Origin of the sequence: Campylobacter sp. 2014D-0259 (genome assembly GCF_008000505.1) — a bacterium.
GTDB lineage: Bacteria > Campylobacterota > Campylobacteria > Campylobacterales > Campylobacteraceae > Campylobacter_D > Campylobacter_D jejuni.
The window spans coordinates 1-17,293 of the sequence record NZ_VOAQ01000002.1 but is presented as its reverse complement, the minus strand read 5'-3'; the positions used below and the strand labels follow the sequence as shown (position 1 = coordinate 17,293).

Genomic DNA, 17,293 nt, shown 5'->3' with positions numbered 1-17,293 from the left:
AAGCTTTAAAGTTAGAAGAAGATTTGTCAAGGCAAGTCTTCTTTTTTTATTTTTACCTAATTTTTAGGTCTTCTTTTTTAAATTTACAAAATTTACCATGAGGTATGTGCGATATGTTAGATAATAAATTAGGAAATCGTTTAAGAGTAGACTTCTCAAACATTTCAAAACAAATAGAAATCCCAAATCTTCTACAATTACAAAAAAAGAGTTTTGATTATTTTTTAAATCTTGATAATGGTGAAAGTGGTATAGAAAAAGTTTTTAAATCAATTTTTCCTATTCATGATCCGCAAAATAGATTGAGTCTTGAATATGTTAGTAGTGAAATAGGCAAGCCAAAATATACCATTCGCGAATGCATGGAAAGAGGTTTGACTTATTCTGTAAATTTAAAAATGAAAATCCGTCTTACTCTGCATGAAAAAGATGAAAAAACAGGGGAAAAAGTTGGCGTAAAAGATATTAAAGAACAAGAAATTTATATCCGCGAAATTCCTTTAATGACAGATCGTGTATCTTTTATCATTAATGGGGTTGAGAGGGTGGTTGTAAATCAATTACATAGAAGCCCTGGTGTTATTTTTAAAGAAGAAGAAAGCTCAACGGTTGCAAATAAGCTTGTTTATACAGCACAAATTATTCCTGATCGTGGTTCGTGGCTTTATTTTGAATACGATGCCAAAGATGTTTTGTATGTAAGAATCAACAAGCGTAGAAAAGTTCCTGTAACTATGCTTTTTAGAGCTTTAGGGTATAAAAAACAAGATATTATTAAGTTGTTTTATCCTATTCAGACTATACATGTGAAAAAAGATAAATTTTTAACAGAATTTAATCCAAATGATTTTATGGATAGAATAGAATATGATATTAAAGATGAAAAAGGAAAAATCGTTCATCAAGCTGGAAAAAGACTTACAAAGAAAAAAGCAGAACAGCTTATTAAAGACGGTTTAAAATGGATAGAATATCCTGTAGAAATTTTACTTAATCGTTATTTAGCAAATCCTATTATTGATAAAGAAAGTGGAGAGGTTTTATTTGATTCTTTAACTTTGTTAGATGAGAGTAAGCTTGCTAAGATTAAAGAGCAAAAAAGTTTTGATATAGCAAATGACTTGGCTAATGGCGTTGATGCAGCGATTATTAACTCCTTTGCTCAAGATGGAGAAACTCTAAAACTTCTTAAACAAAGTGAAAATATCGATGATGAAAATGATTTAGCTGCGATTAGAATTTACAAAGTTATGCGCCCAGGTGAACCTGTGGTAAAAGATGCAGCGAAGGCTTTTGTAAATGATTTATTCTTCAATCCTGAAAGATACGATCTTACCAAGGTAGGTCGTATGAAAATGAACCATAAATTAGGTCTTGAAGTACCTGAGTATGTTACTGTTTTGACTAATGAAGATATTATTAAAACTGCAAAATATTTAATTAAAGTAAAAAATGGTAAAGGACATATTGATGATAGAGATCATTTAGGAAATCGTCGTATCCGTTCTATAGGTGAACTTTTGGCCAATGAACTTCATTTAGGTCTTGCAAAAATGCAAAAGGCGATCAGAGATAAATTTACTTCTTTAAATGCGGATCTTGATAAAGTAATGCCTTATGATTTAATCAATCCTAAAATGATTACTACAACTATCATTGAATTTTTTACAGGAGGTCAGCTTTCGCAATTTATGGATCAAACCAACCCTTTAAGCGAGGTTACTCATAAGCGTCGTTTATCAGCGCTTGGTGAAGGTGGACTTGTAAAAGAAAGAGCAGGTTTTGAAGTGCGTGATGTTCACGCGACACATTATGGTAGAATTTGTCCAGTTGAAACACCTGAAGGTCAAAATATTGGTTTGATTAACACTCTTTCTACTTATGCAAAAGTAAATGAACTTGGCTTTGTTGAAGCGCCATATAGAAAAGTTGTAAATGGTAAAGTGACTAATGAAGTTGTTTATCTTACAGCGACACAAGAAGAAGGCTTGTTTATCGCACCAGCTTCAACTAAGGTTGATGCTAAAGGCAATATAGTAGAAGAATTTGTTGAGGCTAGACAAGATGGTGAAACTATACTTGCAAGACGCGAAGAAGTGCAATTAATTGATCTTTGCTCAGGTATGGTTGTTGGGGTTGCGGCTTCTTTGATTCCGTTTTTAGAGCACGATGATGCAAACAGAGCGCTAATGGGTTCAAACATGCAACGTCAAGCTGTGCCACTTCTTACTGCTTCAGCTCCGATAGTAGGAACAGGCATGGAACAAATTATTGCACGTGATGCTTGGGAAGCTGTTAAAGCAAAGCGTGGCGGTGTGGTTGAGAAAGTGGATAATAAAAGCATTTTCATTTTAGGTGAAGATGATAAAGGTCCATTTATTGACCATTATACTATGGAGAAAAATTTAAGAACCAATCAAAATACAAATTATATTCAACATCCTATTGTTAAAAAAGGTGATATAGTAAAAGCAGGACAAATTATCGCAGATGGTCCTTCTATGGATCAAGGCGAACTTGCTATAGGTAAAAATGCTTTAATCGCTTTTATGCCTTGGAATGGTTATAACTATGAGGATGCTATAGTTGTAAGTGAGAGAATTATTCGTGAAGATACCTTTACAAGCGTGCACATTTATGAAAAAGAAATTGAAGCAAGAGAACTAAAAGACGGTATAGAAGAAATTACCAAAGATATCCCAAATGTAAAAGAAGAAGATGTTGCACATCTTGATGAGAGCGGTATTGCAAAAATTGGTACTCATATCAAACCAGGTATGATTTTGGTGGGTAAGGTTTCTCCAAAAGGTGAGGTTAAACCAACTCCTGAAGAAAGACTTTTAAGAGCTATTTTTGGAGAAAAAGCAGGACATGTTGTGAATAAATCCCTTTATGCAACCGCTTCTTTAGAGGGTGTTGTTGTGGATGTTAAAATTTTCACTAAAAAAGGCTATGAAAAAGATGATCGCGCAATAAAATCTTATGATAAAGAAAAAATGGCTTTAGAAAAAGAACATCATGATAGACTTTTGATGATGGATAGAGAAGAAATGCTTCGTGTTTGCGCTCTTCTTTCCAAAGCCCCTTTAAATAGTGATCAAAAAATTGGAGATAAAAATTATAAAAAAGGACAAACTGCAGATATTAGCGAACTTGAAAAAATCAATCGTTTTACTTTAACAACTTTGATTAAAGCTTATTCTAAAGAGATTCAAAAAGAATACGATGATTTAAAAAATCATTTCCAAAATGAGAAGAAAAAATTAAAAGCAGAACACGATGAAAAGCTTGAAATTTTAGAAAAAGATGATATTTTACCAAGTGGGGTAATTAAGCTTGTTAAAGTTTATATTGCTACAAAGAGAAAGCTTAAAGTCGGTGATAAAATGGCAGGACGCCACGGAAACAAAGGTATAGTTTCAACTATAGTTCCTGAAGTGGATATGCCTTATTTACCAAATGGCAAAAGCGTGGATATTGCGCTTAATCCACTTGGCGTTCCAAGTCGTATGAATATAGGCCAAATTTTAGAAAGCCATTTGGGTTTAATTGGACTTAGACTCGGAGATCAGATTCAAGAAATTTTTGACAGAAAGCAAAAAGATTTTCTTAAAGAATTAAGAGCAAAAATGCTTGAAATTTGTTCTATTCCAAGACTTGCAAGCGAAAAAGAATTTATTAAAAGCTTAAGCGATGAAGAGCTTTTAAACTATGCTAGAGACTGGAGTAAAGGAGTTAAATTTGCTACTCCTGTTTTTGAAGGTGTAAATATAGAAGAATTTAGCAAGCTTTTTGAAATGGCCAAGATAGATATGGACGGCAAAACAGAACTTTATGATGGACGCACGGGTGAGAAAATCGCAGAGCGTGTTCATGTGGGATGTATGTATATGCTAAAACTCCACCACTTAGTTGATGAGAAAGTTCATGCAAGAAGTACAGGACCTTACAGCTTAGTTACCCAACAACCTGTGGGTGGTAAAGCACTCTTTGGGGGACAAAGATTTGGGGAGATGGAAGTTTGGGCACTTGAAGCTTATGGAGCGGCTCATACTTTAAGAGAAATGTTAACTATCAAATCAGATGATGTAGAAGGTAGATTTAGTGCTTATAAAGCATTGACAAAAGGTGAAAATGTTCCAGCAACAGGAATTCCTGAAACATTTTTTGTATTAACCAATGAGCTTAAATCTCTTGCTTTAGATGTTGAGATTTTTGATAAGGATGAAGATAATGAGTAAATTTAAAGTAATAGAAATCAAAGAAGATGCAAGACCTAGGGATTTCGAAGCGTTTCAACTAAGACTTGCAAGTCCTGAAAAAATCAAATCATGGTCTTATGGAGAAGTAAAAAAACCAGAAACTATCAATTATAGAACCTTAAAGCCTGAAAGAGATGGGCTTTTTTGTGCAAAGATTTTTGGACCTATAAGAGATTATGAATGTCTTTGTGGCAAGTATAAAAAAATGCGTTTTAAAGGTGTTAAGTGCGAAAAATGTGGCGTTGAAGTAGCAAATTCAAAAGTGCGTCGTTCTAGAATGGGACATATCGAGCTTGTAACTCCTGTGGCTCATATTTGGTATGTTAATTCTCTTCCAAGTCGTATAGGAACGCTTTTGGGTGTTAAGATGAAAGATCTTGAGCGTGTGCTTTATTATGAAGCTTATATCGTTGAAAACCCAGGTGATGCTTTCTATGATAATGAAAGCACCAAAAAAGTAGAATATTGTGATGTTTTAAACGAAGAGCAATATCAAAATTTAATGCAACGCTATGAAAATAGTGGCTTTAAAGCAAGAATGGGTGGAGAAGTTGTTCGTGATTTACTTGCAAATTTAGATCTTGTAGCACTTTTAAATCAGCTTAAAGAAGAAATGGCGGCTACAAATTCAGAGGCTAAGAAAAAAACTATCATTAAACGCTTAAAAGTTGTAGAAAATTTCTTAAATTCAAATTTAAACGCCAATGCCGATAGCGATGAAGCCGTACCAAATCGTCCTGAATGGATGATGATTACAAATCTTCCAGTTTTACCGCCAGATTTGCGTCCTTTAGTGGCTTTAGATGGTGGAAAATTTGCAGTTTCTGATGTGAATGACTTATATCGTCGCGTTATCAATAGAAATACACGTCTTAAAAAACTTATGGAACTTGATGCACCGGAAATCATTATAAGAAATGAAAAAAGAATGCTTCAAGAGGCTGTTGATGCACTTTTTGACAACGGTCGTCGTGCTAATGCTGTAAAGGGAGCAAATAAACGCCCATTGAAATCTTTAAGTGAAATTATTAAAGGTAAACAGGGACGTTTCAGACAAAACTTATTAGGTAAGAGGGTGGATTTCTCAGGTCGTAGCGTTATTGTTGTGGGTCCAAAACTTAGAATGGATCAATGTGGTTTGCCTAAAAAAATGGCTTTAGAACTTTTTAAACCACATCTTTTAGCTAAACTTGAAGAAAAAGGTTATGCAACCACAGTAAAACAAGCTAAAAAAATGATAGAAAATAAAACTAATGAAGTTTGGGAATGTTTAGAAGAAGTGGTAAAAGGGCATCCTGTTATGCTAAACCGTGCACCTACTTTACATAAACTTTCTATTCAAGCTTTTCATCCTGTTTTGGTGGAAGGTAAGGCTATACAACTTCATCCTTTAGTTTGTGCAGCATTTAATGCAGACTTTGATGGGGATCAAATGGCAGTGCATGTACCGCTTTCTCAAGAGGCTATTGCAGAATGTAAAGTGCTTATGCTTTCATCAATGAATATTCTTTTGCCAGCAAGCGGTAAGTCTGTAACCGTTCCATCGCAAGATATGGTTTTAGGAATTTATTATCTTTCATTAGAAAAAGCAGGTGCTAAAGGTTCGCATAAAATTTGTACAGGCATTGATGAAGTGATGATGGCACTTGAAAGTAAGTGTTTAGATATTCATGCGAGTATACAAACCATGGTAGATGGTAGAAAGATTACCACTACAGCAGGAAGATTGATTATTAAATCCATTTTACCTGATTTTGTGCCTGAAAATAGCTGGAATAAAGTCTTAAAGAAAAAAGACATTGCCGCGCTTGTGGATTATGTTTATAAACAAGGTGGTTTGGAGATTACAGCAAGTTTCTTAGATAGACTCAAAAATTTAGGTTTTGAGTATGCAACTAAAGCAGGTATTTCAATTTCAATTGCAGATATTATTGTTCCTAATGACAAGCAAAAAGCTATAGATGAAGCAAAAAAACAAGTAAGAGAAATTCAAAATTCTTATAATCTTGGTTTGATTACTTCAGGGGAAAGATACAACAAAATCATCGATATTTGGAAGAGTACAAATAATGTCCTTTCAAAAGAGATGATGAAGCTTGTAGAAAAAGATAAAGAAGGTTTTAACTCTATTTATATGATGGCAGATTCTGGTGCTAGGGGTAGTGCGGCTCAAATTTCTCAGCTTGCTGCGATGAGAGGACTTATGACTAAACCTGATGGTTCTATTATCGAAACTCCTATTATTTCGAATTTCCGTGAAGGGTTGAATGTTCTTGAATACTTTATTTCAACTCACGGTGCTAGAAAAGGTCTAGCAGATACCGCTCTTAAAACAGCAAATGCGGGTTATTTGACAAGAAAACTCATCGATGTTGCGCAAAATGTAAAAATTACCATTGAAGATTGTGGAACGCATGAGGGTGTTGAAATCAATGAAATTACCGCAGATAGCTCTATTATAGAAACTTTAGAAGAAAGAATTTTAGGCAGGGTTTTAGCTGAAGATGTGATTGATCCTATTACAAATTCTGTGCTTTTTGCAGAAGGTACTTTAATGGATGAGGAAAAAGCAAAAATTCTTGGAGAAAGCGGTATAAAAAGTGTCAATATCCGCACTCCTATTACCTGCAAAGCTAAAAAAGGAATTTGTGCAAAATGTTATGGTATCAATCTTGGTGAAGGTAAATTGGTAAAACCAGGCGAAGCAGTAGGAATTATTTCCGCTCAATCTATCGGTGAACCAGGAACGCAGCTAACTCTAAGAACTTTCCACAGTGGGGGAACTGCAAGTACGGATTTACAAGATAGACAAGTAAGCGCACAAAAAGAAGGTTTTATCAGATTTTATAATCTTAAAACTTATAAAAATAAAGAAGGTAAAAATATCGTAGCAAATCGTAGAAATGCGGCAATTTTACTTGTGGAGCCAAAAATCAAAACTCCATTTAAAGGTGTGATTAATATAGAAAATATTCATGAAGATGTGATTGTTTCTATTAAAAATAAAAAACAAGAAGTAAAATACATACTAAGAAAATACGATCTTGCTAAACCAAATGAATTAGCAGGTGTAAGTGGCAGTATAGATGGAAAACTTTATTTGCCATATCAAAGTGGTATGCAAGTAGAAGAAAATGAAAGTATCGTAGAAGTGATTAAAGAGGGTTGGAATGTACCAAATCGTATCCCTTTTGCGAGTGAAATTTTAGTAGAAGATGGTGAGCCTGTAGTTCAAAATATCAAAGCAGGCGAAAAAGGAACGCTTAAATTTTATATCCTTAAAGGCGATGGTTTAGATAGGGTAAAAAATGTTAAAAAAGGCGATATTGTTAAAGAAAAAGGATTCTTTGTAGTGATTGCTGATGAAAATGATAGAGAAGCAAAAAGACACTATATTCCAAGAGAATCTAAGATAGAATTTAACGATAGTGAAAAAATCGATGATGCAAATACTATCATTGCAAGTGCTCCTAAAAAAGAAAGAAAAGTGATTGCAGAATGGGATGCTTATAATAATACTATCATTGCAGAAATTGATGGTGTTGTAAGCTTTGAGGATATTGAAGCAGGTTATAGTGCTGATGAGCAAATTGATGAAGCTACAGGTAAGCGTTCTTTAGTGATTAATGAGTATTTGCCAAGCGGAGTTAGACCAACTTTGGTAATCGCAGGAAAAGGTGATAAGGCTGTGCGTTATCAGCTTGAACCAAAAACCGTTATTTTTGTTCATGATGGTGATAAAATCGCTCAAGCAGATATTTTAGCAAAAACTCCAAAAGCTGCAGCTAAATCAAAAGATATTACAGGAGGTCTTCCAAGAGTTTCTGAACTTTTTGAAGCAAGAAAACCAAAAAATGCGGCTGTGATTGCAGAAATTGATGGTGTTGTTCGTTTTGATAAACCTTTGCGTTCTAAAGAAAGAATCATTATCCAAGCAGAAGATGGAACAAGCGCTGAGTATTTAATCGATAAATCAAAACATATTCAAGTAAGAGATGGCGAGTTTATCCATGCAGGTGAAAAACTTACAGATGGAGTTGTTTCAAGTCATGATGTGCTTAAAATTTTGGGTGAAAAAGCCTTGCATTATTATTTGATTTCTGAAATTCAACAAGTTTATCGCGGACAAGGTGTTGTGATTTCTGATAAACATATAGAAGTTATCGTTTCTCAAATGCTAAGACAAGTAAAAGTTGTAGATAGTGGACATACGAAATTTATCGAGGGTGATTTGGTTTCAAGACGTAAATTCCGTGAAGAAAACGAAAGAATCATTAGAATGGGTGGAGAACCTGCTATTGCTGAGCCTGTGCTTTTAGGTGTAACAAGAGCAGCGATTGGAAGCGATAGTGTGATTTCTGCAGCTTCATTCCAAGAAACTACTAAAGTTCTAACCGAAGCAAGTATAGCGGGTAAATTTGACTACTTAGAAGATTTAAAAGAAAATGTTATTCTAGGTAGAATGATACCTGTTGGAACAGGGCTTTATGGTGAACAAAATTTAAAACTTAAAGAACAAGAATAAAACTCTATTTTATAGCCCTTCTGGGCTATATTTCTTCATTTTCAATCTTTTTAACTAAAATATAAGCAAAATTTAGATATCATCCAAAGTTTATTACATTTTTAAAGAAAGGAATTATTGTGCCTACCATAAATCAATTGGTTAGAAAAGAGCGCAAAAAAGTTTTAGAAAAATCTAAATCTCCAGCGCTTAAAAATTGTCCACAAAGAAGGGGAGTTTGCACTAGGGTTTATACTACAACACCTAAAAAACCAAACTCAGCGTTAAGAAAAGTTGCCAAAGTAAGACTTACTAGTGGCTTTGAAGTGATCAGCTATATCGGCGGTGAAGGTCATAACTTGCAAGAACACAGCATTGTTTTAGTGCGTGGTGGTAGGGTAAAAGACTTACCAGGGGTTAAATATCACATCGTTCGTGGTGCTCTTGATACAGCAGGTGTTGCAAAAAGAACAGTTTCTCGTTCTAAATATGGTGCTAAACGCCCTAAAGCAGGCACTGCAAAATAATCATTCATACAGACAAATCCGTTAGATTTGATTTTGTTTGAGTAAAATTTAAAATTTGAAGGAAAAATAATGAGAAGAAGAAAAGCTCCGGTAAGAGAAGTCTTGCCTGATCCGATTTATGGTAATAAAGTAATCACAAAATTTATTAATTCTTTAATGTATGATGGTAAAAAAAGCACAGCTACAACAATTATGTATGGTGCTTTGGAAGCTATTGATAAAAAAGGTGGCGAGAAAAAAGGTATTGATATTTTTAATGATGCGATTGAAAATATTAAGCCTTTATTAGAAGTAAAATCTCGTCGTGTAGGTGGTGCAACTTATCAAGTTCCAGTTGAAGTTCGTCCTGCTAGACAACAAGCTTTGGCGATTCGTTGGATTATTTCTTTTGCAAGAAAAAGAAGCGAAAGAACTATGATTGATAAACTTGCAGCTGAGCTTTTAGATGCAGCAAATAGCAAAGGTGCTTCATTTAAGAAGAAAGAAGATACTTATAAAATGGCTGAAGCAAATAAAGCATTTGCTCACTATCGTTGGTAAGAAGGAGTGTGTATGTCAAGAAGTACTCCTTTAAAAAAAGTTAGAAATATCGGTATTGCTGCTCACATTGATGCGGGTAAAACGACTACATCTGAAAGAATTCTTTTCTTTACAGGTATGAGTCATAAAATCGGTGAAGTTCATGATGGTGCTGCAACTATGGACTGGATGGAACAAGAGAAAGAGCGTGGGATTACTATCACTTCTGCGGCTACAACTTGTTTTTGGAAAGATCATCAAATCAATCTTATTGACACTCCAGGCCACGTGGATTTTACAATTGAAGTTGAAAGATCTATGCGTGTTCTTGATGGTGCTGTTGCGGTATTTTGTTCAGTGGGTGGGGTGCAGCCTCAAAGTGAAACAGTTTGGAGACAAGCAAATAAATACGGTGTTCCAAGAATAGTATTTGTAAATAAAATGGATAGAATCGGTGCAAATTTTTATAATGTAGAAGATCAAATTCGCAACCGTTTAAAAGCTAATCCAGTTCCACTTCAAATTCCAATTGGTGCTGAGGATAATTTTAAAGGCGTAATCGATCTTGTAACTATGAAAGCTTTAGTTTGGGAAGATGATACTAAGCCAACGGATTATGTAGAAAAAGAAATTCCAGCTGAACTTAAAGAAAAGGCAGAAGAATATCGCACAAAAATGATAGAAGCAGTTTCTGAAACTTCAGATGAGTTGATGGAAAAATATTTAGGCGGAGAAGAATTAAGCCTTGAAGAGATTAAAACAGGGATTAAAGCAGGATGTTTAAGTCTTTCTATCGTTCCTATGCTTTGCGGTACAGCGTTTAAAAATAAAGGGGTTCAACCTTTACTTGATGCTGTTGTGGCTTATTTGCCAGCTCCTGATGAAGTGGCAAATATCAAGGGTGAATATGAAGATGGCACAGAAGTTTCTGTAAAATCAACTGATGATGGCGAGTTTGCAGGGCTTGCATTTAAAATCATGACAGATCCATTTGTAGGACAACTTACTTTCGTGCGTGTTTATCGCGGTTGTTTAGAAAGCGGTTCTTATGCATATAACTCAACTAAAGATAAAAAAGAAAGAATTGGTCGTTTGTTAAAAATGCACTCTAACAAAAGAGAAGAGATTAAAGTGCTTTACGCAGGCGAAATTGGTGCTGTTGTAGGACTTAAAGATACTTTAACAGGGGATACTCTTGCAAGTGAAAAAGATAAGGTAATCCTTGAAAGAATGGATTTTCCAGATCCAGTTATTTCTGTTGCAGTTGAGCCAAAAACTAAAGCTGATCAAGAAAAAATGTCTATTGCTTTAAATAAATTAGCACAAGAAGATCCAAGTTTTAGAGTTTCTACAGATGAAGAAAGTGGTCAAACTATCATTTCAGGTATGGGTGAGTTACACCTTGAAATTATCGTTGATAGAATGCTTCGTGAATTTAAAGTTGAAGCTGAAGTAGGTCAACCACAAGTTGCTTATCGCGAAACTATTAGAAAAACTGTTGAACAAGAATACAAATACGCTAAACAATCAGGTGGTCGTGGTCAGTATGGACATGTATTCTTACGCCTTGAACCACTTGAGCCAGGTAGTGGATATGAATTTGTTAATGATATCAAAGGTGGGGTAATTCCAAAAGAATACATTCCTGCAGTTGATAAAGGTGTTCAAGAAGCATTACAAAATGGTGTTTTAGCAGGTTATCCTGTGGAAGATGTTAAAGTAACTGTTTATGATGGAAGTTATCACGAGGTGGATTCATCTGAGATGGCATTTAAACTTGCTGCTTCTATGGGCTTTAAAGAAGGTGCTAGAAAAGCAGGTGCTGTGATCTTAGAGCCTATGATGAAAGTTGAAGTAGAAACTCCTGAAGATTATATGGGTGATGTTATTGGAGATCTTAACAAACGCCGTGGTCAAGTAAATAGCATGGATGAGCGTGGTGGAAATAAAATCATCACAGCATTTTGTCCTTTGGCTGAAATGTTTGGTTATTCTACTGATCTTAGAAGTCAAACTCAAGGTCGTGCGACTTATTCTATGGAATTTGATCACTATGATGAAGTTCCTAAAAATGTTGCGGATGAAATCATCAAAAAAAGAAACGGTTAAATTTTTAGCGGGATTTTTCCCGCTTTCTGTCCTCGTAGCTCAGCAGGATAGAGCGCAAAATTCCTAATTTTGAGGCCGTGAGTTCGAATCTCGCCGTGGACACCATTTTATGAGGTGTTATTATGATAAAAATTGCTTTTTTTATAACTTTTGTAATTTCTTTTTTGACAGCACAAAGCCCAGTAAATTTTAAAGAAGATAATAATATAACAAAAGAACAAAATATATTTAAAGAACAACCTCCAAAACGCATTAAAATTCCAACGCATTAAAATATATGTCAGATTTGATTACGCTAGCACAATTATCACAAGGGTATCGTTATAATAGTGATTCTTTAATTTTAGCTGATTTTATTTTAAAACAAGGAATTAAAGGCGCTGTTTTTGATGTAGGTGCGGGCTGTGGTATCATAGGTATTTTACTTAAAAAAAATATTGCAAATTTAAGTTTATCTTTGATTGATATTCAAAAAGAAAATATAAAATTGATTGAAAAAAATTTAAAATCCAACCAAATACAAGGCGATATTTTTCATGATGATTTCAATCAATTTCAAAGCATAAAAAAATTTGACTTCATAGTTTGCAATCCTCCATTTTATAGACAAGGAGCTTACAAGAGTGAAGATCAGCATAAAGCTATAAGTAAATTTCAGGAATTTTTACCCTTGCATAGCTTTTTAACTAAAGCAAATTCTATGCTTAAGCCAAATGGTACTTTGTATTTTTGCTATGAAGCTTTAGCTTTAGATGAAATTTGTTTTATTTTAAAAGATATAAAAATAAAAATAACAAAGCTTTGCTTTGTACATACACATCAAAACAAAAAAGCAAGACTTGTTTTGATACAGGTAAAAAAAGGTTCAAAATCGCCTTGTGAGATTTTACCTCCTTTTTTTGTATATGAAAATGAAATTTTAAGCAAACAAATGCAAGAAATTCACTTAAGATTTAGGTTAAAAAGTTATGATATTTGATAAAAATTTTTCTTATGCTTTTGATGAAAATGCTTGTGAGAAATGCGGTGGAAAGTGTTGCACTGGAGAAAGTGGCAATATTTTTGCAAGCAAAGAAGAATTAGAAGCATTAAGAAAGCATTTAAATTTAGAAAGCAAAGAATTTGCTGAAAAATACTTGAGAAAAGTGGGCTTTAAAATGAGTTTTAAGGAAGTCGAATTTGAAGATGGCTTTGCTTGCATTTTTTTTGATACTCAAAAAAGAAATTGCAGTATCTACGATTTTCGTCCAAAACAATGCAGAACTTTTCCATTTTGGGAATATTTTAAAACACATCAAAAGGAATTAGAAAAAGAATGTATAGGTATTTGTTATTTGTTTTAGCAGCCTTTTTTTTGGCAGCTTGTGGAAGTTCAAAAATCAATGTTGTTTATCCTGATTATACAAAATATAAAAGCAATGATTTTGATTTAAGGGTTATGAAGGCTTATAATTATGAGTATTATAAACAATACAAAGAAGCCAGAGATGAATTTTTAAGTCTTTATCAAGATTATAATAATACTAATTTTTTAGAAAATGCATTTTTACTTACTTTAGCAAACAATCTTGACAAGCAAGCAGAGTTAAATAATCTAGCAAAGCCTTATTTAAATCAAAATGACAATCTTAAGCGACTTAGTGCTCTTTATGCTTTAAATTCAAATGATATCAACAATGCTCAAAAACTTATGAAAGAGCTTTTAACAAAAAAGGATAGTGATCCTAGAAATTTAGAGCTTTACGGGGATATTTTGGTTAAAAAAAATGATTTAAAAAATGCTACAAAATACTATAGATCTGCTTATAATCAAGTGCAAAATGAAGAAATTTTATTTAAACTCATAGGAATTTATGCGATTTTAAATGATACTTTAAATATTAAAAATGTTTTAGAATTTTCAAGAAAAACCAATGGTTGCACTCTCAAAACTTGCGTCTTGCTTGCTAAAATTTATTTTGATGAAAAAAATATCGAAGCTTTAAAAAGTATATATAAAGAGCTTTATCAACTTACCAAAAATAAAAGTTTTGCATTGGCTTTGGTTGAGCTTTTAAATTCTCAAGGCAAAACAGAAGAAGCTTTAAAAATTTCTTTGCAGTATGATTTAGATGATGATATTAAACTCGCTTTGTATCAGAATTTAAAACGCTTTGATGATGCTAAAAAAATGAGTTTAGCTCTTTATCATAAAACAAAAAATAAAGAATATCTTCTACGAGCGGCAGTTTTTGAATTTGAAGCTGCAAATGAAGCTAAAAAAATCACTCCGAAAGTAATTGATTCTGTAAAAGAAAAATTCGAACAAGCTATCGATAAAGATAGCAATGCTTTGTATTTAAACTACTATGGATATTTGCTTATAGATTATGATTTAGATGTTAAAAAAGGTATAGAGCTTGTGAAACTTGCCTTAGAAAAAGATCCGCAGAATTTGTATTATTTAGATTCTTTAGCTTGGGGGTATTATAAACTAGGCGATTGTAGGCAAGCATGGGAAATTTTAAAACAAACATTAGATGATAAAGAATTTGCAAATTCTGATGAGAGTAAAGCTCATATAAAAGCGATAAAGGCGTGTGTAAAACCATGATATTGGATAAAATTTTTGAAAAAACAAAAGAAGATTTAAAAGAACGCAAACTAAAACTTCCTTATGATATGTTAGGGCGTTCTTTAGCTTCAAATCCTTTCTTTCCAAAAGATGTGATTAAAGCTTTAAAAAGAGTAGAAAAAGAAGTTAAAATCATAGCAGAAGTAAAAAAAGCAAGCCCTAGCAAGGGAGTCATTAGAGAAGACTTTGATCCTTTGAGTATTGCTTTAAATTATGAGAAGAACAAAGCTGCGGCGATTTCTGTTTTGACTGAGCCACATTTTTTTAAAGGTTCTTTAGAATACTTAAGTCTTATACGCCGTTATACACAAATTCCTTTACTTAGAAAAGATTTTATCTTTGATGAGTATCAAATTTTAGAAGCTTTGGTTTATGGGGCAGACTTTGTATTGTTAATCGCTAAAATGCTAAGCATGAAAGAGCTTAAAAAACTGCTTGAGTTTGCAAGACATTTAGGTCTTGAGGCTTTGGTTGAAATTCATGATAAAGAGGATTTGAGTAAGGCTATTTTTGCTGGAGCGGATATTATCGGTATCAATCATCGTAATTTAGAGGATTTTACTATGGATATGAGTTTGTGCGAAAAACTTATCCCACAAATCCCAAATTCAAAAATCATCATCGCAGAAAGTGGTTTAGAAAATAAAGAATTTTTAGAGCATTTGCAAAATTTAGGCGTTGATGCTTTTTTAATCGGCGAATATTTTATGCGCGAAAAAGATGAAGGAAAGGCTTTAAAAGCTTTGCTTTAAGGAGGGAAAATGCAGTATTTGTATGCACCATGGCGGAGTGAGTATTTTGAAAAAGAAAAAAGCATTTGTCCATTTTGTGATTGTGCTAATAAGATCAAAAGCGATGAAGATTTAGGCGTAATTTTTAGAGCAAAGCATTGTTTTGGAGTGATGAACCGCTATCCTTATTCTGTGGGGCATTTTATGGTGATTCCTTATGTACATGAAGAGCATATAGAAAATTTAAGCGATGAAATTTGGCAAGAAATGAGCCATTTTGTGCGTTTGGGAGTGAAAATTTTAAAAGAGCAAATTCATGCAAATGGGGTCAATATCGGTATGAATTTAAGCAAAGATGCAGGAGCTGGCATAGCACCTCATTGTCATTATCATCTAGTGCCACGCTGGGCAGGAGATACAAATTTTATCACAACCATAGGAGAAACTAGGGTTTGTGGTACTAATATCGAGCAAGTTTATCAAAAACTTGTTTTGGCTTTTAAAAATGCTCAGTGAAGTTGAATTTGCAGAGTTTCAAAAAGAAAATTTCTCTCTTTTAATCGATGCAAGAAGCCCTAGAGAATTTTTGCATTCTCATTTGATAGGAGCTTTAAATTTTTATGCACTCAATGATGAAGAATATCAAGAAATAGGAACGATTTATAAGAAAAATCAAGCTTTAGCCAAGGCTAGGGGTGCGAGTTATATTTGTCAAAATACCGCTAAGCATATATTAAAAATCACCCAAAATTTTCGCATAGGAGAAAAGGTGGGGATTTATTGTTCTCGTGGGGGTTTGCGTTCAAAGTCTATCGCAGTGATTTTAAGTGAGCTTGGCTTTAGAGTGGTGCGTTTAAAAGGTGGCTTTAAAGCTTATAGAACTTTTGTAACGCATTATTTTGAAAATGAAATAAATTTTGATTTTTTTACTCTTTGCGGCAATACAGGCTGTGGAAAAACAGAGCTTTTAGAACAACTCCCACAAGCTATAAATTTGGAAAAAATAGCAAATCATTTAGGCTCGTCTTTTGGTGATATTTTAGGAAAACAACCTACGCAAAAAGCTTTTGAAGCAGAACTTTTTCACAATATGCAAAATTTAGAAAATTTTGCTTTCATAGAAAGTGAAAGTCGCAAAATAGGGGATATCATCTTACCTTTGAAATTTTATGAAAAAATGCAAAAGGCTTTTAAAATTTATTGTTTTTGTTCTTTGGAAAATCGCGTTAAAAGAATACAAAAAATTTATCAAGAGAAAATGACTCCTTTAAAATTTCAACAATGTGTGCAAAAAATCAGCCCTTATATCAGCTTAAATTTACGCCAAGATTTGCTTCAAAGTTATGAGAGAAAAGAATGGCAAAGGCTTATTACTATGCTTTTGGAGTATTATGATAAAACTTATAAAAAACCAGATAAGATTGATCTTGAGTTAAATACTGATGATATTTTAAAAGCTAAAGAAGAAATTTTAAGATATTTTAAGCTAAAAAACTACATTTTAATTTAATTTTTTTATCACTTTGCAAAAAAATTATACTATTTTCTTTAAAAAAATAAAAAAATCACAAATTTCTTTTTTATTTTTGAAATTGTTATTTTTTAATTTCTCAAAGTATTGTAAATTAGGCTTTTAGATATTGTTTTTTCATTTACCCTAAATTTTTATATAAAAGTAATATTTATTACATAAATCATTTTATTTAGGGCTTTTAAATGTAGTTTTTATAGTATTTAAAAGCCAATCATGTATTTATTTTTTTGTTTAAAATATGGATATTATATTTCAATGAGAATAAAATAATAAATTTTAATTTAATTTATAATTAAGCTAAATTTAATTAGAATTGCACTCGTTTTTTGCGATGTTACAAAACATTGTTATTTTAATTTTATTTTCCAAGGACATCTATGCCAGCTATTAAGCTTTTTAACTTCACGGGGGCGGGGTATAGAGAAATTTTGTTTTAAACTTTCTATTGTTACCTTCTTAAGTATCAACGCTTTTGCAGCCACTCAAGCAAATA

Annotated in this window: 13 protein-coding genes and 1 tRNA gene; all 14 read left to right on the top strand. The window is 33.0% G+C overall.

Translation table 11 applies throughout. The features are described 5' to 3' along the window. Positions 1-104: 104 nt before the first annotated feature. Complete coding sequence (rpoB, locus tag SR63_RS00070; protein WP_072225851.1) at positions 105-4,241, top strand: DNA-directed RNA polymerase subunit beta; 4,137 nt, start codon at positions 105-107, stop codon at positions 4,239-4,241. Further along, positions 4,234-8,787 carry a DNA-directed RNA polymerase subunit beta' gene (gene rpoC / locus SR63_RS00065; protein WP_002866974.1) on the top strand — a complete coding sequence of 1,518 codons (4,554 nt, stop codon included), beginning with the start codon at positions 4,234-4,236 and terminating at the stop codon, positions 8,785-8,787. Before rpoB ends, rpoC begins: the two co-directional genes overlap by 8 nt. Before the next feature lie 119 nt (positions 8,788-8,906). Beyond that, positions 8,907-9,293 (top strand): 30S ribosomal protein S12, encoded by a 387-nt coding sequence (gene rpsL / locus SR63_RS00060; protein WP_002866973.1) that lies wholly within the window; start codon positions 8,907-8,909, stop codon positions 9,291-9,293. A 69-nt stretch (positions 9,294-9,362) separates the two neighbouring features. Next, positions 9,363-9,833: a 30S ribosomal protein S7 gene (rpsG, locus tag SR63_RS00055; RefSeq protein WP_002779471.1), complete on the top strand. Its 471-nt coding sequence runs from the start codon at positions 9,363-9,365 to the stop codon at positions 9,831-9,833. A gap of 12 nt (positions 9,834-9,845) precedes the next feature. Further along, positions 9,846-11,921 carry an elongation factor G gene (gene fusA / locus SR63_RS00050; RefSeq protein ID WP_002779472.1) on the top strand — a complete coding sequence of 692 codons (2,076 nt, stop codon included), beginning with the start codon at positions 9,846-9,848 and terminating at the stop codon, positions 11,919-11,921. 28 nt (positions 11,922-11,949) lie between these two features. Continuing rightward, a tRNA-Arg gene (locus SR63_RS00045) sits at positions 11,950-12,026 on the top strand. 17 nt (positions 12,027-12,043) lie between these two features. Further along, positions 12,044-12,193: a hypothetical protein gene (locus SR63_RS00040; protein WP_002857548.1), complete on the top strand. Its 150-nt coding sequence runs from the start codon at positions 12,044-12,046 to the stop codon at positions 12,191-12,193. 5 nt (positions 12,194-12,198) lie between these two features. Then, a complete protein-coding gene (locus SR63_RS00035; RefSeq protein ID WP_002866972.1) occupies positions 12,199-12,900 on the top strand; it encodes a tRNA1(Val) (adenine(37)-N6)-methyltransferase in 702 nt (233 codons plus the stop codon). Then, positions 12,890-13,264 (top strand): YkgJ family cysteine cluster protein, encoded by a 375-nt coding sequence (locus tag SR63_RS00030; protein ID WP_002866971.1) that lies wholly within the window; start codon positions 12,890-12,892, stop codon positions 13,262-13,264. The genes SR63_RS00035 and SR63_RS00030 overlap by 11 nt, the downstream gene beginning before the upstream one ends. Then, positions 13,237-14,514, top strand: coding sequence for a tetratricopeptide repeat protein (locus SR63_RS00025; protein ID WP_012006653.1), 1,278 nt, complete (start codon positions 13,237-13,239; stop codon positions 14,512-14,514). Before SR63_RS00030 ends, SR63_RS00025 begins: the two co-directional genes overlap by 28 nt. Next, entirely contained in the window at positions 14,511-15,287 is a 777-nt protein-coding gene (trpC, locus tag SR63_RS00020; protein WP_002854779.1) for an indole-3-glycerol phosphate synthase TrpC, read from the top strand. The genes SR63_RS00025 and trpC overlap by 4 nt, the downstream gene beginning before the upstream one ends. Before the next feature lie 9 nt (positions 15,288-15,296). Further along, positions 15,297-15,782, top strand: a complete 486-nt coding sequence (locus SR63_RS00015; protein ID WP_012006654.1) for an HIT family protein — start codon at positions 15,297-15,299, stop codon at positions 15,780-15,782. Continuing rightward, positions 15,772-16,776, top strand: a complete 1,005-nt coding sequence (gene mnmH / locus SR63_RS00010; protein WP_012006655.1) for a tRNA 2-selenouridine(34) synthase MnmH — start codon at positions 15,772-15,774, stop codon at positions 16,774-16,776. The genes SR63_RS00015 and mnmH overlap by 11 nt, the downstream gene beginning before the upstream one ends. Positions 16,777-17,217: 441 nt before the next feature. Beyond that, positions 17,218-17,293 (top strand): hypothetical protein (locus SR63_RS08705; RefSeq protein ID WP_370870670.1); only part of this gene is annotated, 76 nt, incomplete at its 3' end.